Origin of the sequence: Fictibacillus sp. UD, from assembly GCF_043558025.1 — a bacterium.
Taxonomy (GTDB): Bacteria; Bacillota; Bacilli; order Bacillales; family Fictibacillaceae; genus Fictibacillus.
In genome coordinates, this window is sequence record NZ_JARUHH010000002.1 from 299,149 (window position 1) to 318,499 (window position 19,351).

Below are 19,351 nucleotides of genomic sequence, written 5' to 3' on the forward strand. Positions count from 1 at the left end.
ACATTCTGTGTTTGCAAAATGAACGCGACGTTCAATAAGTGAACAATTATTAAAGAATGTCTAATTTTTTTATTTTCTTCCATAGTGTTGTGCGACTTAATCCGAGTTTATCAGCCATTTCTTGCTTATTTCCTTGATATGATTTTTGAAAATGATGAATAATTTGATTCTCCATCTCTTCTAAGGTACCTAATGTCAGTTCTATGCTTCCTTTTTCTTTTACCTTTAGGTTGTTGTCTACTTGATTTATCGTTCCAATGGGGTGATCTAGTAACACCTTTTTCATGTCTTTAGAGACTTTACCTACAGTAGTCATTCTTTCAATGACATTTTCTAATTCACGAACATTACCTGGCCAATCATAGTTTTTTATAAACAGTAAAAATTCTTCATCATACAAATAATCCACTTCACCATTCTTTTGTAAGAAATGATTAACTAGAACATATAGGTCTTCTTTTCTTTCTCGAAGTGAGGGTATTATAACTCGCAATATATTTAACCTAAAATATAAATCCTCCCTAAAGGTATTATCTTTTATAGAGGCTTTAAGATCTTTATTTGTAGCCGAAATGATTCGAACATTAATAGGAATTATTTTTTCTCCACCAATCCTCATCACTTCTCTTTCTTGAAGAACACGAAGAAGTCTCGCTTGTAAATCAATTGGCAGCTCTCCAATTTCATCTAAAAATAATGTACCTTCATGAGCCATCTCAAAAAGTCCGGGTTTCCCCCCTTTTTTCGCACCTGTAAATGCTCCATCTTCATATCCAAACAATTCGCTTTCTAAAAGGTCTTTTGGAAGTGCCGCACAATTTATCGCCACAAAAGGACCTTTGTTACGGTTGCTTTCATTATGAATACTTTGTGCGAATAATTCTTTTCCTGTTCCACTTTCTCCCGTAATTAACACACTCTTATCTGTTTTACTATAAAACCTGGCTAATTCGATTACTTGTTCCATTTCAGCACTCTGATATAGAATATCTTTAAAAGTGTATTTCGCATAAAATCTTCTATTATGTAAGTTTCTCCTTAACTGGGAATCTTGTTCCATAACTTTATTAGTTTCTTGAAAAGTTATTACTATACTTTCACCTTCTAAAGGAATTCTGTTAACTACATATCTTTGGTTGCCGAAACTTGAAATTTTTTTTCTAACTTCAGAACCATCACCATATAGCTTTTTTAGTTTTGGGTGATGTATCTTTTTCAACTCTCTTCCAATCAGTTCCTGAGATTTAATATCTAGCAAATCACTTGCCACATTATTAAATACACTTATGTTACCTTGAACATCTGTCGCAATAACACCATCAAATGCATGAGAAATAATAGTCTGAAGATGGATTTGTCTAAGTTTTTCTCTCTCATAAAGACGTGCAGTTTCAAATGCTCTATGTAACGCCTCAATCATAACTTCTTTAGTAGATTTAATAATAAAACACGACAATTCTAGTTTCTTTGCTGTTCTTTCCATACAATGCGCTGTACCAACAATCACTTTGTGCTGTCCTTGTTGTTTCATTTCTTGCATTATGTCTGCGATTTCTTTTTCATCATGGTATTGTTTTAATTCTATGTTTACAGAATATAACTTCTCAATAAATGGTATGTCATATAATGAATAATTTTCGTAATGATCAATAAAAACGATTTGAGATGATGTCTGTTTAGCGGTCTGGAAGGTTTTTAAAAGGTCAAAATTATTTACTGTAATTTTGATGATTGGAATTTTCAACTTATTCTCTAGTAAATCAGCTGTAGCACCTCGTGCAATGATTACACTCACATTCTCTTTCTCTATCATCAGGTTGGCAGCAGATAATCCTCGTTGCAATGCACCTTCTTTGACTATTACCGGAACATCCATTTCATGCGAAATCTCTCTTACTAAATTTGTGAATTCAGGATATGGTGATATTACTCCTACTTTCATATCGAGCCCCCCTAAAAGTCCTATGTAGACTTCTCATCCACCCTAGTAAATATTTCTCTCTTTATTTATAAACGCTTTTTCCACATACTTTCTTTCTTCCTCCCATCCATTTTTTAGTTCAATGTACTTATAATAAATATTTATTATGTTTTAAGTATATTTTTACAAATAAAGACAAAATCCTCTATTTTTCTAAAAATAGAGGATTAAAGTCGCATTTATTTTAAAATAACTTTTATACAACCTTCATTGTCCGCACTAACCACTCACCAAAATGCACATTAAAAAGCTCACCCTGCTCGATCTGCAAATTATGCCCTGCCGTATCCACTATGGAGAACGCAGCTCTCGGATATTTATAAAGTATGTCAAACGCATTCTTATACCCTACTACGTTGTCTTGTCTCCCTACTATAAATAGACTAGGATTTGCAAGATTCCCTTCATCTACTTCAAAAGAATACCCATATGCATTCTGTATTCTTTCAAGAAAAGATTGATCAGCTGCTTCCATGCCTACGACGAGCTCATCCATTGCTCTATTCCAGGTGTTTTCATTCAACACGACAAAATTGTTCTCAAAGAATTCCTTCTCTTCCGCATTAAGTGTTGCTAAAAACGTTTCATCTCTATGTATGACCTTGTGCTCCGGCAGTGTTCGTTTTCCCTTTTCAGCTATTATGACCGGGCAAATAAACGCTGCACCTAACACCCGTTCACCCATTCTCGCGATAACGCCCCTTGTCAGATAACCACCATACGAATAGCCTGCGATCAAGAAAGATTGATTTGGTAATAGTGCATCAATACATTCAATAACAGTCTCCAGCATATCATCTGTATTGGCGACATCATCATAATCCTTGGTCTGACCCATCCCAGGAAGGTCAATATAAATTCTTTTGTACCCTTCCCTTTCTTGGAAGACGGGCTCCATACACCCTTTCATCGCACGGTGGTCTAGCGTGAATCCATGAATGATTATGATTGGTGTTCCCGATCCGATTTCTTCATAATACATGTTTGCTTTCTCGACTTTACAATAAGGCAAGATTCACCACTCCTTTTTCTATTCATTCCGTTCGGTAAAAAGACTGTATATCCTGCAAGAAAAGGTATGTTAAAATGAATGCACTCAATAAGGTTTAAGGAGCGACTGTTTTGAAAGCATTTCTCATTAAATTAGTGTTTGGCGTTATGACGATGGTCATCTGTTATGGCATTTTGTACATGTTCGGTTATCACGACCGCGCATTTACCCCTTACATTGTTCTACCAATTGGTGTTGCTGGTGGTCATGGTGGCTTGTATCTGTACACCATCATTCAGGAAGCGAAGCAACAAGATAAAAAGACGCGAAAAAAGAGCTGATTCCCTTTCAGCTCTTTTCTTATTACTCATTTGTTTTTGTTTCTTCCAACGTGAAATCATTGTCTTCTGCAAACTTCTCTAGTTCTGTTTCGCTTTTCTTCCCAAAGTTTTGCGCTTCTTGGAATTTCGCATACGACTCCTCATCAAGCTTTGTATCTTGTTTTTCAAAAGCAGATAAACTCAGTCTCAATCCTTCTGCATTTGACTGAATCGCTTTTATGAAGTTTTCCTGAGACTTATTCAAGTCTTCCAGTTTATCAAAGTTCATGCTCTCCGCTTCTTTTACTAACGCTTCATACTTCTCGATGCTTTTCTGTACCTGTTCTTTGGCGTTCGGATCTTCCATCATCGCCGCAAAATTCTCTTTCGCTTCTTCAAATGCTTTGATCTCTTTATTGATCAGCTTGTTGCGATCATCTAAATACGCGTTAAAGTCATCTTCCATCAACAAATTACAACCGCCTAAAAGCATCAAACACAGTGCTGCTAATAACAAAGCCATTCTCTTCATCTCTTCACCTCATGGATCATTTTTTGGTTTTATTTTTTGATACCCTAATTAAAGGGTAATAAACCAAACTTTTCCTGTTTTTATATAATCCATGATGCTATCCGTGCTAAACTATAGGTATCTATTAGTTGTTGGAGGATAACGATGAAGAAGACCCATCCACGTGAACCTTATATGCTATTATTCTTTCCACTGTTCTTCGGTCTTTTTGGTGTAATGGTCGATCCTATTACGCCTTTTTACATATCTATTTACGTCATCACGAATTTCATATTACTTTTTTACGCAATCTACGTGTCCCAAAGAATCAAAAAAAGGAATTATTCAAAAAAACTCATAGCGACTTATATAACGGTCACGGATGTCGTAACTTCTTTGTTGTGTCTAGTACCAGGGCTGAAAGCAAATCAATATGTATGGGTGTGTGGGTGTTTTTATGGGGCGTGTGGTTTTTGACATTCTTTCTCTTTTTCATCGGACCTCGTTTTATTACATTGTTAAGAAAGCAGGAGAACCAAAGGCTCATCGCATACATCATATTTGGAATATCAATGGTGCTACTCATTCCAACCGGTCTTCTCACAGGCCGCTTTAGCGGAGATATCGTCGCGGAGTGGTTATGAAAAAACAAAAGTATGCACACTACCCCATTCATGATTAGCCTGACATGCTCGCTCATGTCCCTAGCACTTGCCCAGGTCAGTGGCAAAAAGAGAAGCGGTGCATGGAACAATGCCGATAAGCCAAGGAAAAGAGGAAAGGCTTCTTCACGTAGACAATCCATACAAAAATAATACAGCACAAAAAAGCGAAGATCCCCTAAGATCTTCGCTTTCTTCATGTATAGTGTCTATTATTTCGGATTCAACGACGTAAGTTCGAATTCTGGTTTACGTTTTTCTTGATCAACGAGTGATTGTTCTTTTAGCACGAATCGTGGTACTGGCAAATCTAAAGGCTTTGTTGTTAGCTGTTCATGGTTTGTCATAGTAAGCATAACTCATCCCTCCTTACCAGGTTTTGTTCTATCTTTACCCCGTATATTATCTTAAGAAACCTTTTTCAACAAAAATAGTGCGACAGTCCTCATTATTTGTCTAAAACATGACTATAGGAGTAGAATACATACTATGAAAGCTGCAGGTTTTTGCCTACAGATGGGAAAGGATGTTGAATGTTGAATTTTGGAGTGATCGGAACAAACTGGATTACAGAAAGCTTTATTTCTGCAGCCCGTGAAGTGGAGAGTTTTACATTAAGTGCGGTTTACTCTCGTACAGAAGAAAAAGCGAAGGAATTTGCTGAGAAAAATGGTGCAGAGCATACGTTTACCGATGTGGAGGAAATGGCAGCAAGTTCTGTCATTGATGCCGTCTACATTGCGAGCCCGAACTCGTTTCATGCCGACCAAGCGATAACGCTCATGAAGCATGGCAAGCATGTGATCTGTGAAAAACCAATTGCGTCGAACGCTGCTGAAGTTGAAAAAATGATCTCTGTCGCAAAAGAAAACAACGTGCTATTGATGGAAGCGATGCGTTCCACGGTGACGCCGAACTTTAAGAGCATTCAGGAAAACCTACATAAGATCGGAACAGTCCGCCGTTATTTTGCGAACTCGTGTCAGTACTCATCTCGTTATGATAAGTATAAGGAAGGAACGATATTGAACGCGTTCAGACTAGAATTCTCAAACGGATCACTAATGGATATCGGCATCTATTGTTTGTACCCGATGGTTGTTCTTTTTGGAGAGCCTGATGAAGTGAAAGCTAACGCGTATTTGCTGGAGTCTGGAGTAGACGGTGAAGGCAGCATTCTCTTAAACTACAGCGACAAAGAAGCAGTTGTGATGTATTCAAAGATCTCAAACTCGTACGTACCGTCTGAAATTCAAGGAGAGAACGGAAGTATCCTGATTGACCACATTCAGGACATGACGAAGATCGAGATCCGTTATCGTGATGGACGTACAGAAGACATTACGGTGAAGCAAGACAAGCCGAAGATGTATTACGAAGCAAAAGAATTTATTGAGTTGATTCAGCGTGGAGAGCTGGAGTCAAAGGTAAACTCCCATAGCAATTCCCTCGCTGTGATGAAGATCATGGATGAAGCCCGCAATCAAGTTGGATTGGTGTATCCGGCAGATCAGAAATAAGACGTAACGACCAGATTTCATGTCTGGTCGTTTTCTCAATAAAATATATCAATTCAATACTACCTACTTATGCTTACAAAAAAATTGAGCAATTTCTTTAACCCGATCAATCTTAATTCCTTCTCTTTGTTCAATTGAAAGTGGGTGATCTGTAGGCTCGAGCTCTATATAGGGACGTAGATCTACAGAACGGGTATGCACATAGGTTTTTAGATTGATTGTATCAGGATACAAAGGAAGTGCCGTGGATAACCATCCAAACATGGGCTCTAGCTTTTCACTTTCAGGATCATCCCAATGCTCTAAAGTGAGTGCGAAATTCTCCTCGCTGAGTGAGACCCATACACCCCAAACAAAGGGTTCATCTGATCCTATGACGGGTATCTCCATACAGCCACGAATAAAGAAGTGTTCACCATCCATAACACATAGATCATCATTTATTTCAAAACGCTTTTTACGTTCTCTTCTTGTAGCTTCTTCGTAATAAATAGGAGCAGGGCTTCCATAGTTTAAGGGCAGTTCATCATGATATTTCCCGCAGCAGTTGCATATGTATCCTTCTATAACATCCGTCATTCTTTATTATCCCCTCTTACTTAAAATAACCGGAGATTCCCATCCGTCATATTCACCATTATGGTTTTGTGCGATTTCTATAATTAAATCAGTCACATCGTCAATTAAGGGATAATCCACACCATCTTCACGCGAAATGGTGATGCTGTATGTACCATCTTCGTTTTTTTCCTGTTCTAGGTTTTCTGTCTTGAAGCCTTCTTTTTGGATGTCTTGTTCAAAAGATTTTAATTCATCCAAGGTTTCAAACTCTATCTAATGTTCAATTTTCCGAGGTTCTTCTAGATGATCTTTCTCGTTTTCTAGTACCTCTACTAATTCACGGTTCGACATATGTTGAAATTGATAGGTGTTAGGGTATAGGAATTCGTAATAAAATGACCACGGTTCCTCTTCTTCAATATATGAAATTTCCGTTTTATATCCATTCTTTTCAAAGATAGCTAGTGCATGTTGCTCAATGATTTTGGAATGTTTCTCTTTCTTCGCATAATAAAAAAATTCACGTGTGCCGTTCGTTGTCAGCCGTCCGACTTGAATGATATCTTCATCATTCAACCTTTCCATCAGATTATATTCCCACTCACCAATGAGTTCATCTTCTTGTTCCTCAGGGAAACCTAGCTCTGTTGGATTTTTAATAGCAATACTTACTGAGAATAACCATTTATATTTTTTTACATTTACCTCTTCCGTTACGTCCAGATCTACAACAAATGAAGCCAAGTGTTCTTCCAACTCATCCATATAAAAGTTCCAGTTATCAGACATGATCTCTCCTCCTTATCCTTAGTATAGAAATGGACCGATATTAAAACTATGCATATATATTACTATTTTTCACACGTTAGCAGCGGTTGGCTTTATTGCAAACTCTTTGAATTCATCTAAAACAATTCTGCTAAATTTGTTCAATAAAAAGAAGCGTTAATCCTTCATGGATCAACGCACCCAACTAATATTTAATTGGTATTAGCTTTCAAACAGTTCTTTCTTTTCTTCTTTTGTTAAACCTGTAAAGAACTTTTTATGCACCCTCATTTCTTTCTCTTTTCTAGGGAATGTTTTTTCAAGCCAAGTTACAGCCATTGGCGTATGTTGGAGCTGAGCATTTACTCTTTCTAAAAACCAATCATATTCTTTGATCGCTTTATCAGTAAGAAGCTTTAAGTCTTTATTTCTGCTTTTATAGTCGCGTTCGGCTAGTTCTTTTGCTGTAATTCCACCATTTACATTCTTTACTACACCGATTTCAGAGGGCATTCGCTGCTCATTGATTGAAACAAAGAAGTGGATATAGTTCGGCAATCGGAAAAGCCCTTTTTTTGTGTCTTTGTGATTTGCAATGAAAAGCCAGTCTCCTTTGTTTGAGTAGCAATTAAAATCTTTTTCATGAATTGCAATTAACATTTTTTCATACCTTTTCATAAAACACCTCTATTATGCAGCAAAAATAGAATCATCCTTCTTAAAAAAAACCGCAACAAATTCCGTTGCGGCTTATTGCGTTAATCTATCTAAGATAATCTTCTAAAGCTTGCTGAAGAGTAGCTTTTGTCTTTGCTTTACTTTCAAATGTTAATCCGATGCTTGTTACTTTGCGTACGATTTCTGGACGCAGACCTGTAATGACACACTCACAGCCCATCATGTTCGCACCTTCGATTACTTTCATCAGGTGTTCGATCACTTCTGTCTCCATTTGAGCAATTCCCGATAGATCAATGACTAGTGTTCCGATGCGAAGTCTGCTGATTTCCATAAGCACTTTCTCTTCAATCGTGTCTGTTCGATAAGTATCAATATTCCCTATTAGAGGAAGTACACAAACCGTTGCTGTGATCGGAATGATAGGAACAGAAAGATTTTCAACGATTGCTTTCTGGGACTCAATCAGCTTATCTTTGTACTCAGAATAACTTAAGAATAATCCGTTTAAAAACTTATCTATGCGGTCATTAATTTCTCTTTCCGTGTTAAAAAATCCTTCAGCTTCTACTTCAATGTGATTCATTTTATTGAATTCCTGCAGATATTTCCAGATGGTTCTTCGGATCGCTTGTACCCATTCAAGTTTAAATGCTAGCGTGAGGCTATGTGATGCCCACGATACACCTTCTATTTTTGCAAATTCTTCTAATTCGCTGTCTTTTCCTTGGATGGTGTACATCACAAGTTTATGGGCATTGGATAACAAATCGATGTTACCGATCAACAGTATTTCTTCAATTTTCCCACGAACATTTCGGGCTTCACTTAATAATGATTCTTGGAACTCGTCTCTGTTATTTGTAAAATAATTAATATAATCCTTCTCCAAGGTTAAAGCCATCGTGTTCACTCCTATTAATATGATTTAGAAATTTCTACTACTATTGTACCATTATTAGAAAAAAACGAACAGAAACTTGGTAATTAAAACTGTTAAAAGAGTTAAATATTTTTTATTCCATTTAAAAAAGTGCACTTCTTCTTTATGAAGAAATGCACCCAATCGCGAAATTTGCTTTATTCGTTAGTAGTTTCAGAGATTTGTGGGAAGTTGCTCGTTTCTTTCATATGAGGACTCCCCGCATTCCCCGCAAATCCAAATATACTATATAGTACGATGGTAATGCCGATAAACAGCTTTCTGTTCATTTTCATGATTCCATCGCATCCAATTCAATCGTGACTTTGAACAAGTCGCCGTCTACATCAATATCCATGGTTCCTTCATGAAGGTCAACGATGGATTTGGCAATGGCAAGGCCTAAGCCTGATCCATCTGTATGGCGAGACGTATCCCCTCGTTTGAACCGTTCAAACAATTCTTCAATATTTCCGCCTAGTTCATATTTAGAAACATTTTTAAAAGAGATCTGTACTTTCTGGTTCACATGTGCCACCGAAACATAGACTCTTGTGTTGTCCATCGAATATTTTAGAACGTTCCCTATTAGATTATCAAAAACGCGCCACATCTTCTGCCCATCCACATACGCAAAAAGTGGTTTAGCAGGTTCTGACGATCGAAAAACTAACGAAGATTCTTTAATCGTTTCGTTGTATTCGGCCATCGCTTGCTGAAGCAGCTGAACGATATCTACCCGTTGTTTTGTGAGTTCAAGATTGCCGCTTGCCATTTTGGATACTTCAAACAAATCATCGATCAAGATTTTCAATCGCTTCGATTTGCGGTCAATGATTTCCAAATAGGCATCATGGTCCTCTTTTGTTAACTCTTGTGACTTCATGAGTTCTGTATACGTGATGATTGAGGTTAACGGTGTACGCAGATCATGACTTACGTTTGTGATTAGCTCGGTTTTTAATCGTTCACTTTTTGCCTCAGCTCTTTTTGAGGTTTTCACACCGTGTTTCAATACATTCAAGTTTCCTGCGAGCAGCGCCAATGCTGAATTCCCCTTGTGAGGCAGGTCTTGTTCCATTTGTCCTGCCGCAAGCTCTTTGGAATGCTGAATGATCTTGTTAAGGTATCCGATTCGTTTAAAAAGATAAATCAGAACCGGTATGGTGAAAACCATAAACAAAATCACATAGAGCGGGAAATGGATAGGATACATGAACACAACCCCAGCACCAAATCCCGATAAAAAGATTACGATAAGAAGTAGCAGAATCTGAATTCCAACACTTCTGTTGTAAAAGGCCTCTGATCCTAATCGGTAAAACCAGCGTGACATTTTTAACAGAAATGCTTCTTTATACAAGTGTTTCTGGCCAACCTCACGATAGATCCATACGAGTTGTACAAGTGTTATCCCAGTCATAAGAACCGCGAACAAAAATTCGATGATTCCGCTGCTATACATATACGAGAAGTAAACGTAATTCTGTGCATTCGCAAATAGTGCCACAATCATGAAGAAAATAGAAAGCAACAGACTCCCAAGCTTAATATCGATTGGAATGGCTTTATATAGATTTCGTTTTTCAGAAGCCGCAATCACCTGTAGAGGATGCATCTTCTTGGCCCATAACAATAAAAGGACAATAGCGAACAAACTGATGATAGACGTTGCATAAAAAAAAGTTTGTCTGATTTCAAAGTCATTCTTTTGCTCTGTGATCCAGTTTCCTGTAGAAGCGGAATTGGGTATCGTAATGACACCTTGAAGCAATCTTGGTTTTGGAGCTACTAATTCGTTCTCTGGATAATTTAAAAATGAATAAGGACCATATACTTGCAGCGAACCATTTCCTGTTGATGAATAGTGTTTCGTAAACAGATTAGATGACTTCTCTAGATCTTTCGCACGATTGACATTCTTAACATTTGTAAATACCTCTCCTGTTTTCACATCTTCCAGATAGTAATCATAAATCAGCAAATTCTGATCGTAATTGGCAATGAATTTTTCTCTTTTATTAAGAAATGCGTCAATTTGTTTTTCCTTTTCTTTCATTACCTTTGCTTTAACATGTTCATCGCTCTTAAAGTTTTCCATAATATCGTTAATCTTCTGATCTCTTTCTTCTTCATAGAGCTTTACTACGTTTTCATTGTCTGCTCCTTTAGCATCATCAATTCTACCCTGATACTGATCTCTCAGGTTCGAAACTTGATCGGATAAAGTACCATAGCGCGTACGATGCTCCTCAATATCTTCTTTTGTCACTTTAATGTTGCTCTTCAATTCTTGTTCAGAAGTATGATTGATATCGGCAACAGAAACGTATTCGATGTATTCATTCAACTGCATGTCGAAATCTTCTGTATGAAAATAATCTTTATTCACGTACCAATGGCCATTGTCTAAGATGGATAGAATGCCGCTAAGTCCAATGGTCAACAACACAATCCACACCGTTATTTTTGTTCTACTTTTCCATCTTGTATCCAATTCCCCATACCACCTTTAAATACCTCGGATTTTTCGGGTCAATCTCAATCTTCTCTCTGATTTTACGAATATGAACGGCAACTGTATTTTCCGCGTTATAACTCGGTTCTTTCCATACCCGCTCGTAAATGTCTGTTATGGAAAACACTCTTCCTGGATTACACATCAACAGCTCCACGATCTTATATTCAATCGGCGTTAATTTTACAGATTCACCGTTAACCGCAACTTCCTTCGCTTCCTTATCGAGTGTGAGTCCGTTCAGATTGATGAGCTCCGTCTTTCCTTCATATGTACCGAGTGTGACGTATCTCCGAAGCTGAGACTTCACGCGGGCGATCAGCTCCAACGGATTAAAAGGCTTTGTCACATAATCATCGGCGCCAATCTGCAGCCCCAGCACTTTATCGGTATCTTCACTCTTTGCACTTAGTATGATAATGGGGATATTTTTTTGTTCGCGTATTTTAAATGTGGTGGAGATGCCATCTAGTTTTGGCATCATAACGTCCATGACAATCAGATGGATTTGGTGCATATCCAGCATCTCAATCGCTTCAATACCGTCTCTTGCCTGCACAACGGTTAATCCTTCGTTTTTCAGATAGATTTCAATAGCGTCTCGTATCTCTTTCTCATCATCTACAACCAGCACTGAAAACTCATTCATGTTTCTCACTCTCCCTTCTGCATTATAGCATGGTATATATTTGAAATTACCTTCATTCTACACGGCATTCCTTTACAATTACCTAGCAAAAATCTTAAGACTTTCTTAAGTTTCAAGTTGGTCGGGTGCACGAAAAAAAAGGCGCTTATCCTGTTACAGATAGGCACCCTATTGTTTAAACGTAAAAGTTATTTTTAGCAAAGTGGTTTTGTCTTTTTAAAATATATTAGTTTAACATTATGTGAAGCTAAATAAAGATTTGTAAGATTCACTTCTGAATAACAATAAATCAGATCCCTTCCGGAAAATGAAAAATGATATATTTTTCATTCCATACCTCACTGATAACTGAGATATTACCCTGAATACCTTCGAAAGCATATGAGGTTTCGTCTTTTTTTACGTAGGACCACCCTTTACCATTCATTAAGTGTATCACGTTTTCATCCGCTTTTTCCTTTGTTGAGATATACCATTGATAACCCTGATAATACGAAGGTATTTTAACGATTTTTCCATTCGCTTGATTTACCAACATCAATACTTCTTTTTTAGAAACGAACTTTACAGGTAATGGCTCATAAAATCTACCAAATAAAAATACACCTACCACTAGCAGTGATATGGTTATATTGTATTTCACCCATTTTTTCATGAAAGTTTCTCCTTCATGTAATCTCTATAGCTCACAATCGAGCTGAATTTAGGAAATAGATCTCAACTTAATAATTATTCTTTTCATTACTCGTTTAATCCTTTTTCTTCCATGTGATCGGAGTCCCACAATCAAACCACGTGTAAATTTCCCGCTTACCTTCTATACTATAGAAGATAACAAGTTTTGGAGGGATTGACGATGTTGCATATTGAAATGTGGACAGACTTCGCTTGACCATTCTGCTATATTGGCAAAAAGCGTCTGGAGGATGCTATCAAACAGATTGACCATCCGATCGAGGTAACGTATCGCTGCTTTGAATTGGATCCTACATTGGAACGTGATGTAAAAGAAAATATTTACGAAAAGCTAGCTAAAAAATATGGGATGAGTTTAGATACCGCGAAAGCCAACACTCAGAACATGGTTCAAACGGCAAAACAAGTCGGGTTAGATTTTCAGTTTGATACGATGATTTTAACCAATACTTTTGATGCGCACCGTTTAACGATGTTTGCTAAAAAGCACGGTAAAATGAAAGAGATGACCGAACGGATTCTGCATGCGTACTTTACGGAATCGAAGCATATTGGGGATCATGAAACATTAACAGAACTTGCAGAAGAAGTTGGACTGAACCGAGATGAAGTGGCAAAAATGCTCGCAAGCGATGAGATGGCAGACGTAGTCCGAGCTGATGAGCAAACAGGACAGCAGCTTGGCATTACAGGCGTTCCGTTCTTCCTTCTGAACAAGAAATACGCCTTAACCGGCGCACAGCCGACGGAGGTGTTTGTTCAAGCACTGAACAAAGTCATTGCGGAGGATCAGATAACTGTTTTGAATGAACAAGACGGAGCGATTTGTGATGATGATGGGTGTGAAATTCCTGAGAAGTAGTTCGGCTGTGTAAAGCAAAAGAACCAAATAAAAAATGCAAAAATACTCAGGGTTAAGTGTATCCCTGAGTATTTTTTATGAAGCCATATAGGATACCTCAGACGCCTGCTAATATACATAGTCTTTAATATCGGTTTTCTTTAAATTCTCTAAAAATGCTGTGATCCTTTTAGATACTTCACTCTGGTCATGACTAATCTCTTTAGGCAGTTTTAATAGAACATAGTTTAGAGGGTTGCTATTGATTTTACTAAAGGCTGATTTAAAAATTACGTACATATAGAGATCTATGGACTCAGTTGTGATATCAAAGAAAATCTCAATTCTTTCATACTTATCTTTATAAATATGCGTCGGCTTAAATCTTACCGATTGTAAAAACATGTGTTGTCTCGCATTCAAGACCGATGCAAATTCTTTCTTATCAATTTTTATAATCTGTTTCTCCATTAAGGCTTCTCGGACATTTACTGAAAACTCTAATTCATCCTGAAATGTCTTCATACAAGATTCCATGAAAGGATGCATCTTTACTTGAACATAATCTTTATCTTCAGGATCTAATGTTTTAGGTATCTCTACATCTGTTTTCAGCCAAAGTTCTTTTTCATAAAGAGGAATTGGAAGATTTTCAGGCAGCTTAAAATGAAAGGCAATACGCCTTTCTTCATCCTTTGCTATTTCTTTACCTACAAAAATCTCATGACTAAAGAACGGATAATGAATGTTTTCATTTCCAAAATTATATGTCTTTACAAGAGAATGCTTTATTCTTTCAATCCTTTTAGGCTTATTTCCGCCATAGAGAATGACTTCCCCATTTACAAATTCACCGGGTATGAATGCTGAAGTATTAATGATAGTATCAACCCTAACCAGCCCAACCATAATACTTGATAGTATTTGTTTAATCATTGAATTCTCCTCCTACTCCCTTATTTTTGCTTACGATAAGAGATGTAATTAGTTTCGGCTAAAAACACCGCAAACTCTACTTTATGACGTTAAACTTTCCATTAAAAACGTTTTATGTACCGATTCTTGGCGTGCCTTTAAAACCTATTCTGCTGAAAAGGGCATAGTTATTTATTAATTCTAATCAGATAGTAAGATCCGTACTAGAGGGATTTATCACATCCTGAACGTCAACAGCTATCACAGTAGACTAAAAGGATGGATACAACGATTTAAGGGTGTTGCAACCAAGTATCTAAACAATTATCTTACCTGGTTTCAGGTACTAGAAGCCATCCATCACCAAAGAAATGTCGTTAATATAAAAGACTTAATAATCAAAGGGAATTTAATACAAAATTTGGAAACGCATGATACACTTAGGTTATCTAGATTAACGATGTAAACATATTTCTTGTTCGACTAACAGGCAGGTTAGTTAAAAAGGGTTCAGCTTCCCCTTATAGAATAAAATTATGAAAACTTACATAGTTTAGTAAAAATAAATAAATCAACTTTGACTGTCTGGAGTAAAATTAGGAGGTGGTAGAAATGACAAACCGTAACACTCAAGCGTCACAATCCTATTATTCTAGAGTCGCAGGGTTCGGGCTTTTACTAATGGCTATACTTGCTATGTTCACAAATGTTTCAGTTATTAATGGTCTTATCAAAACAGATGACGCTGCAACAACTGTTAATAACATCATAAACAATGAGATGTTATTCCGAAGTGGATTTATTAGCTTTGTTATTGTGCTTATACTTGATGTGCTGGTAGCTTGGGCATTATATGTTCTACTCAAACCCGTTCGTAATAATCTTGCAATGCTCGCGGCGTGGTTTAGGTTGGTATACACCGCCATTTTTGGATTTGCCTTGTATCATTTTTTGAACGCATTGAAGCTTTTAAGTGATGCTGAATACTTGGCGGCATTCACAACAGAACAGTTAAACGCTCAGGTGATGTTACAGATTGATGCGTTTAACAATGGATGGCTTATTGGATTAGTATTTTTTGGATTTCATTTGTTTGTCGTTGGTTATGTAATAATCAAGTCAGGAGGATACATACCAAGAATAATTGGTATTTTCTTAATCATTTCATCTGCTGGATATTTAATAGATAGTATTGCACATTTTCTTCTACCAAACTATACAGACTACAAAACGATATTCCTACTGATTGTCGCCATACCTGGTGTGATTGGAGAGCTATCAATAGCTTTCTGGCTTCTGTTTAAGGGTGTAAAGGTTGAAGAGATTAACAAGCCAAATTTTAAAATGTAAAATGATTCAATCGAAGTAAGTGCTTGTTCAACTAAATCATACGTTAGTTTAATAAAAACAATTAGGCTGTCATTTTATGGCAGCCTAAATTAATAGTAACAAATCAACATTAAACGCTAACACAGCGAAAAAAATATAAGTGAAACGTAAATACATCCTCTCATTTAAACATGAGAGGATGCTAGTTTTTTAGGAAGATTAATTATTACGCTTTAGACTTTTGCTCGATTAAGAATCTCCTCGATAAATAGCAGAGATCTATCAATAATGAGTTGCTGATCGTAATCGAGGGTAGCGACGTGATAGCTGTTCTTCAATTCCAAGATCTCTTTTTCAGAAGATGCAATCGAATCATAAATGACTTTAGAGTTATTTGGCGGTACAACATGATCTTCTGTTGAAACCAAAATTAACGCAGGACAAGTGATAGAGTGGAGATTGTTTTTTACTTTTTTCATCAACTCTACAATTTCTCCTACTGATTGAACCGGCGTTTTGTCATATGCGAGTTCAGTTACTTCAGGATTTTTTAAATCAGATCCAATTGCATCTAAAAACCTGTCATTCGATTGTTGCATAGCTTCCAAGTCTGGAATATCAATCGCCGCATTTATTGGGATAATCGCAAGGATGTCTGGATAGGTTTCCGCTAAGTATAACGCGAGTGTACCTCCCATAGAGAGACCCGTAACAAAAATCGTGTCGCAACGCTTTTTGAGCCAATGATAACCTTCTTCAACAGAAGCAATCCAATCGTTATAAGTAGTCTTTTCCATATCTTCATAATGTGTACCGTGCCCCTTAAGCCTCGGACCGCAAACCGTATAACCCTCTTTAGCGTAGGCTTCACCTAGTGGACGCATACTTTGTGTTGAACCTGTAAAACCATGTGAGATTAATATCCCCACGTTGTTCCCCTCGAAATAGAAAGGTTGAGCATTTTCAATAACTGGATAATTTTCTGTCATTCTAATACCTCCAATCTATCTTACTGCTTAATGTATAGTTCAATGAAGTGAGTTCATTACCCTGCTAAAGAAAACATTTTAATAGAGTAATATTACTAGGAATTATAAGATAGAGATAAACGGAATTCTTCATACAAACGCAGGACATTTTTAAAGGGAGATTGGACATGATTATTAAAGATATTGAATTGTATGTTCCAAAGAACAGGAAATTGAACTGGACGTTTTTTCATGAAACAAGATGTATCGCTTTTTTATATAGCCGCCTATTGCCCAAAAAACTAAACGGAAAAGAATATAAGGGGATTCAGATTTTTTGTATTAAGAGTATGGAACACAAAGAGCAAATCGATGCATATGATCCTATCACATTTAACTACTTACCTGTTTATGTTGAGACAGATGTTGAAGCCATTTTAGCGAATCCCTCTGATCTGGAAAAGAAAGAACACGCACTCGATATTGTACATAAAGGGATGATACTAGCTGCTCAAGAATTGAATTGGGATCTACCTGTTTTTGAAGAAATATATAACACGATTAAAAAGACAAAATATGAAAACATCTATCCCCTTTTGAAGAAGAGCAGCCCTAATCGAAAATACATGTGCACCATACTTTGTCATCATGAGGTAAAGAGTATTGATGTTTATCTGGAGATAAAGAAAAGAAATGGAGATGTCATTAATACTGAAAAGCTCTTCTCTGTTGAAAACAGGTATGAACAGGATCTTTTTAGTGATTACGGCAGTCTTATTTGGAAGCTGAATCATAAAGTCGAGTTTGCAGATAAGGATTATAAAAAGGTTTATACGCTGACATTTCTTGAAAAGGACAAACCTGAAAATTTAATATGGAGAATTGAAAAGAGGTAGATTGTTAGAAGTTGTCTAAGAGAAAAAGGGTTTTAAAAGTGAAAAATAATGACCATGCTACATATATGAAGTTTATTTAAAGAACAATCTTTCATACATCCATTTCAAACAACATAAGATTAAGTATCAAGTTATAGAGGTGTTGGCAATGAAACTTACAAAAAATCAATACAAAGAGCAACTTTTAAAAAGACTGAGTCATTTCGAACACTCAGATTTTAAGATAGAAAAGATTTCTTTTTCTTCCCCAATGGAAACGATTAAACATCTAGCCCCTTCTCTAATACCTATAAAAAAAAGCCCTAGAATATAGGGCTTTTTTCATTTCATTGATGTCAAAATATTGTTAACCGTACTAACAACAGGATCATTTTTAGACACCTTTACTTTATTAATATCAAATTCAAAGTTATTATTTTCCGCATAGCTGCGTAATAATAGATCTCTATATTGTTCTTTAGTTAGCTTTGTTTTTTTTGTAGGTTTTCCTATCATTTGCGGAGCAGGTTTTGATAAAGTCTTCATTCTTCAACACTCCTTTATATACATTTTATACCCATTTTCAAGCAGGTGCAAACGATTAGACGTGTCTAGTACTTATCATCCTCTGGTGCGTTTATAGTCTCTTTTAATAGATAAAGCTCATCTGAATCAAGTTCGTTTACAGACAATAGCATAATGCTATCTGTAATAATTTTGCTATATTCGAAAATACCATTCAGCACTTCTTTATCGTAATCCGTAAAAATGTGATCTTTACTTTCTATTAACACTATGTAATCGCCAACTAATTCTCTTCTAGCAGCAAGCATAAAGTGAGTTTCACCGAACATTTTCTTTCTTGTATGAATTTTTGTGAGGGCTCCTGAATCCAGTTCATCCATAAGTAAGGTGGTCAATCGATTATACTCTGGAGACAAGAAAGAATCTTTTTGTTCCTGGTATTCTAAGACTTGAGTTGAGAGGCTAATTTGGAGTTCAGTGTCAAAGAACTCTTCATATTTCATAAGCAACTCCCTTAAAACGGGCTCATAGGGAATATCATCAGAGTTCTTAAATTTCTTTATAAAATAATCGTTTTGTCTTAATACACTCGAGATAAAATGGAATTGGTTTAGCTGTTTTTCTTGAACCTTTGCTAGTTCTGCAAATTCTACTTCAAACTGCATGACTTTTATACGCTTGAGCGGATTTGCTATTAAGTTCATAGCTACAAAAATGCCTAATAACATGACTAGGACAAATCTTAAGACAGCAAGTATAAAAGGGCTGAAAATCCTCCCCATAAGATCATTACCATCTTTAACAGCTGCTAATGATTGATTATAGTAATATCCTTTTACAGCATAAATAACTCCAACAATAAAAAATACCATAATAACGACATAATAAATCTTATCTTTGTTGTGTTGCATCCTTTCCCAAACGGGATTCACGTAACTAACCAGTCTATCCCAAAACATTGTAAATGTTTCTTTCATTTAACTGTCTCCCTCGCAACAACTTATGCCTCCATCTTCTATATGTGGTCACTGAATCCCTGCAAAATAACGATAACTATTGCAGTCTAACTTTTCTGATGCATTTCAACTTGGTTTATAATAAAGTAAAGATATTCTGGCATT

Annotated in this window: 22 protein-coding genes and 1 pseudogene; 6 read left to right on the forward strand and 17 right to left on the reverse strand. The window is 36.5% G+C overall.

Translation table 11 applies throughout. The annotated features are described in order from the left end of the window. Positions 1-49: 49 nt before the first annotated feature. Positions 50-1,942 carry a sigma 54-interacting transcriptional regulator gene (locus P8610_RS05140; protein WP_394603375.1) on the reverse strand — a complete coding sequence of 631 codons (1,893 nt, stop codon included), beginning with the start codon at positions 1,940-1,942 and terminating at the stop codon, positions 50-52. Between the two features lie 235 nt (positions 1,943-2,177). Further along, positions 2,178-2,993 carry an alpha/beta fold hydrolase gene (locus P8610_RS05145; RefSeq protein WP_394603376.1) on the reverse strand — a complete coding sequence of 272 codons (816 nt, stop codon included), beginning with the start codon at positions 2,991-2,993 and terminating at the stop codon, positions 2,178-2,180. Between the two features lie 110 nt (positions 2,994-3,103). On the opposite strand from P8610_RS05145, the gene P8610_RS05150 reads away from it, so the two are divergent. Beyond that, a complete protein-coding gene (locus P8610_RS05150) occupies positions 3,104-3,313 on the forward strand; it encodes a hypothetical protein (protein ID WP_394603377.1) in 210 nt (69 codons plus the stop codon). A gap of 22 nt (positions 3,314-3,335) precedes the next feature. Here P8610_RS05150 and P8610_RS05155 read toward each other — a convergent pair whose 3' ends face one another. Both P8610_RS05155 and P8610_RS05160 read right to left on the reverse strand, forming a co-directional pair. Then, positions 3,336-3,824 carry a hypothetical protein gene (locus P8610_RS05155; protein ID WP_394603378.1) on the reverse strand — a complete coding sequence of 163 codons (489 nt, stop codon included), beginning with the start codon at positions 3,822-3,824 and terminating at the stop codon, positions 3,336-3,338. An 853-nt stretch (positions 3,825-4,677) separates the two neighbouring features. Further along, a complete protein-coding gene (locus tag P8610_RS05160; RefSeq protein WP_289496343.1) occupies positions 4,678-4,821 on the reverse strand; it encodes a hypothetical protein in 144 nt (47 codons plus the stop codon). A 177-nt stretch (positions 4,822-4,998) separates the two neighbouring features. On the opposite strand from P8610_RS05160, the gene P8610_RS05165 reads away from it, so the two are divergent. After that, positions 4,999-5,985: a Gfo/Idh/MocA family protein gene (locus P8610_RS05165; protein WP_394603380.1), complete on the forward strand. Its 987-nt coding sequence runs from the start codon at positions 4,999-5,001 to the stop codon at positions 5,983-5,985. A gap of 63 nt (positions 5,986-6,048) precedes the next feature. Here the strand turns inward: P8610_RS05165 and P8610_RS05170 are convergent, their stop codons facing one another. From P8610_RS05170 to P8610_RS05210, 9 genes are all read right to left on the reverse strand, one after another. Continuing rightward, a complete protein-coding gene (locus P8610_RS05170; RefSeq protein ID WP_394603381.1) occupies positions 6,049-6,564 on the reverse strand; it encodes a DUF2199 domain-containing protein in 516 nt (171 codons plus the stop codon). Positions 6,565-6,570: 6 nt separating this feature from the next. Continuing rightward, positions 6,571-6,804, reverse strand: coding sequence for a ribonuclease E inhibitor RraB (locus tag P8610_RS05175; RefSeq protein WP_394603382.1), 234 nt, complete (start codon positions 6,802-6,804; stop codon positions 6,571-6,573). A 15-nt stretch (positions 6,805-6,819) separates the two neighbouring features. Beyond that, positions 6,820-7,335, reverse strand: a complete 516-nt coding sequence (locus P8610_RS05180; RefSeq protein WP_394603383.1) for a DUF695 domain-containing protein — start codon at positions 7,333-7,335, stop codon at positions 6,820-6,822. Between the two features lie 201 nt (positions 7,336-7,536). After that, on the reverse strand, positions 7,537-7,992 hold the full coding sequence (locus tag P8610_RS05185; RefSeq protein ID WP_394603384.1) for a hypothetical protein: 456 nt from the start codon (positions 7,990-7,992) through the stop codon (positions 7,537-7,539). Between the two features lie 85 nt (positions 7,993-8,077). Then, a complete protein-coding gene (locus P8610_RS05190; protein WP_394603385.1) occupies positions 8,078-8,896 on the reverse strand; it encodes an STAS domain-containing protein in 819 nt (272 codons plus the stop codon). 176 nt (positions 8,897-9,072) lie between these two features. Continuing rightward, positions 9,073-9,210, reverse strand: coding sequence for a hypothetical protein (locus P8610_RS05195; RefSeq protein WP_394603386.1), 138 nt, complete (start codon positions 9,208-9,210; stop codon positions 9,073-9,075). After that, positions 9,207-11,411, reverse strand: coding sequence for a sensor histidine kinase (locus P8610_RS05200; protein WP_394603387.1), 2,205 nt, complete (start codon positions 11,409-11,411; stop codon positions 9,207-9,209). The genes P8610_RS05195 and P8610_RS05200 overlap by 4 nt, the downstream gene beginning before the upstream one ends. Beyond that, on the reverse strand, positions 11,389-12,081 hold the full coding sequence (locus P8610_RS05205; protein ID WP_394603388.1) for a response regulator transcription factor: 693 nt from the start codon (positions 12,079-12,081) through the stop codon (positions 11,389-11,391). Before P8610_RS05205 ends, P8610_RS05200 begins: the two co-directional genes overlap by 23 nt. 289 nt (positions 12,082-12,370) lie before the next feature. Next, a complete protein-coding gene (locus P8610_RS05210) occupies positions 12,371-12,736 on the reverse strand; it encodes a hypothetical protein (RefSeq protein WP_394603389.1) in 366 nt (121 codons plus the stop codon). Between the two features lie 249 nt (positions 12,737-12,985). On the opposite strand from P8610_RS05210, the gene P8610_RS05215 reads away from it, so the two are divergent. Further along, positions 12,986-13,639: a DsbA family oxidoreductase gene (locus P8610_RS05215; protein WP_394603605.1), complete on the forward strand. Its 654-nt coding sequence runs from the start codon at positions 12,986-12,988 to the stop codon at positions 13,637-13,639. Positions 13,640-13,747: 108 nt separating this feature from the next. On the opposite strand, the gene P8610_RS05220 is transcribed toward P8610_RS05215, so the two are convergent. Further along, positions 13,748-14,554: a sporulation protein gene (locus tag P8610_RS05220; RefSeq protein WP_394603390.1), complete on the reverse strand. Its 807-nt coding sequence runs from the start codon at positions 14,552-14,554 to the stop codon at positions 13,748-13,750. A gap of 91 nt (positions 14,555-14,645) precedes the next feature. Here P8610_RS05220 and P8610_RS05225 point away from each other — a divergent pair. Both P8610_RS05225 and P8610_RS05230 read left to right on the forward strand, forming a co-directional pair. After that, positions 14,646-14,999: pseudogene (locus P8610_RS05225) on the forward strand (IS1595 family transposase); the annotation flags it as partial. A gap of 146 nt (positions 15,000-15,145) precedes the next feature. After that, complete coding sequence (locus tag P8610_RS05230) at positions 15,146-15,883, forward strand: DUF4386 domain-containing protein (RefSeq protein WP_394603391.1); 738 nt, start codon at positions 15,146-15,148, stop codon at positions 15,881-15,883. A 212-nt stretch (positions 15,884-16,095) separates the two neighbouring features. Here the strand turns inward: P8610_RS05230 and P8610_RS05235 are convergent, their stop codons facing one another. Beyond that, positions 16,096-16,851: an alpha/beta hydrolase gene (locus P8610_RS05235; RefSeq protein WP_394603392.1), complete on the reverse strand. Its 756-nt coding sequence runs from the start codon at positions 16,849-16,851 to the stop codon at positions 16,096-16,098. A 167-nt stretch (positions 16,852-17,018) separates the two neighbouring features. Here P8610_RS05235 and P8610_RS05240 point away from each other — a divergent pair, with 167 nt between their 5' ends. Further along, positions 17,019-17,726 (forward strand): hypothetical protein, encoded by a 708-nt coding sequence (locus P8610_RS05240; RefSeq protein ID WP_394603393.1) that lies wholly within the window; start codon positions 17,019-17,021, stop codon positions 17,724-17,726. 321 nt (positions 17,727-18,047) lie between these two features. On the opposite strand, the gene P8610_RS05245 is transcribed toward P8610_RS05240, so the two are convergent. Further along, positions 18,048-18,251, reverse strand: coding sequence for a hypothetical protein (locus P8610_RS05245; protein ID WP_394603394.1), 204 nt, complete (start codon positions 18,249-18,251; stop codon positions 18,048-18,050). 65 nt (positions 18,252-18,316) lie between these two features. Then, positions 18,317-19,207 (reverse strand): hypothetical protein, encoded by an 891-nt coding sequence (locus P8610_RS05250; RefSeq protein ID WP_394603395.1) that lies wholly within the window; start codon positions 19,205-19,207, stop codon positions 18,317-18,319. Positions 19,208-19,351 lie beyond the last annotated feature (144 nt).

Coding starts and splice junctions, on each gene's coding strand:
- P8610_RS05155 (WP_394603378.1), bottom strand. CDS start 3,824: ATGAAGAGAATGGCTTTGTTATTAGCAGCACTGTGTTTGATGCTTTTA.
- P8610_RS05180 (WP_394603383.1), bottom strand. CDS start 7,335: ATGTCTGATAACTGGAACTTTTATATGGATGAGTTGGAAGAACACTTG.
- P8610_RS05140 (WP_394603375.1), bottom strand. CDS start 1,942: ATGAAAGTAGGAGTAATATCACCATATCCTGAATTCACAAATTTAGTA.
- P8610_RS05235 (WP_394603392.1), bottom strand. CDS start 16,851: ATGACAGAAAATTATCCAGTTATTGAAAATGCTCAACCTTTCTATTTC.
- P8610_RS05250 (WP_394603395.1), bottom strand. CDS start 19,207: ATGAAAGAAACATTTACAATGTTTTGGGATAGACTGGTTAGTTACGTG.
- P8610_RS05195 (WP_394603386.1), bottom strand. CDS start 9,210: ATGAAAATGAACAGAAAGCTGTTTATCGGCATTACCATCGTACTATAT.
- P8610_RS05170 (WP_394603381.1), bottom strand. CDS start 6,564: ATGACGGATGTTATAGAAGGATACATATGCAACTGCTGCGGGAAATAT.
- P8610_RS05230 (WP_394603391.1), top strand. CDS start 15,146: ATGACAAACCGTAACACTCAAGCGTCACAATCCTATTATTCTAGAGTC.
- P8610_RS05185 (WP_394603384.1), bottom strand. CDS start 7,992: ATGAAAAGGTATGAAAAAATGTTAATTGCAATTCATGAAAAAGATTTT.
- P8610_RS05205 (WP_394603388.1), bottom strand. CDS start 12,081: ATGAATGAGTTTTCAGTGCTGGTTGTAGATGATGAGAAAGAGATACGA.
- P8610_RS05210 (WP_394603389.1), bottom strand. CDS start 12,736: ATGAAAAAATGGGTGAAATACAATATAACCATATCACTGCTAGTGGTA.
- P8610_RS05165 (WP_394603380.1), top strand. CDS start 4,999: ATGTTGAATTTTGGAGTGATCGGAACAAACTGGATTACAGAAAGCTTT.
- P8610_RS05240 (WP_394603393.1), top strand. CDS start 17,019: ATGATTATTAAAGATATTGAATTGTATGTTCCAAAGAACAGGAAATTG.
- P8610_RS05220 (WP_394603390.1), bottom strand. CDS start 14,554: ATGATTAAACAAATACTATCAAGTATTATGGTTGGGCTGGTTAGGGTT.
- P8610_RS05160 (WP_289496343.1), bottom strand. CDS start 4,821: ATGCTTACTATGACAAACCATGAACAGCTAACAACAAAGCCTTTAGAT.
- P8610_RS05245 (WP_394603394.1), bottom strand. CDS start 18,251: ATGAAGACTTTATCAAAACCTGCTCCGCAAATGATAGGAAAACCTACA.
- P8610_RS05190 (WP_394603385.1), bottom strand. CDS start 8,896: ATGGCTTTAACCTTGGAGAAGGATTATATTAATTATTTTACAAATAAC.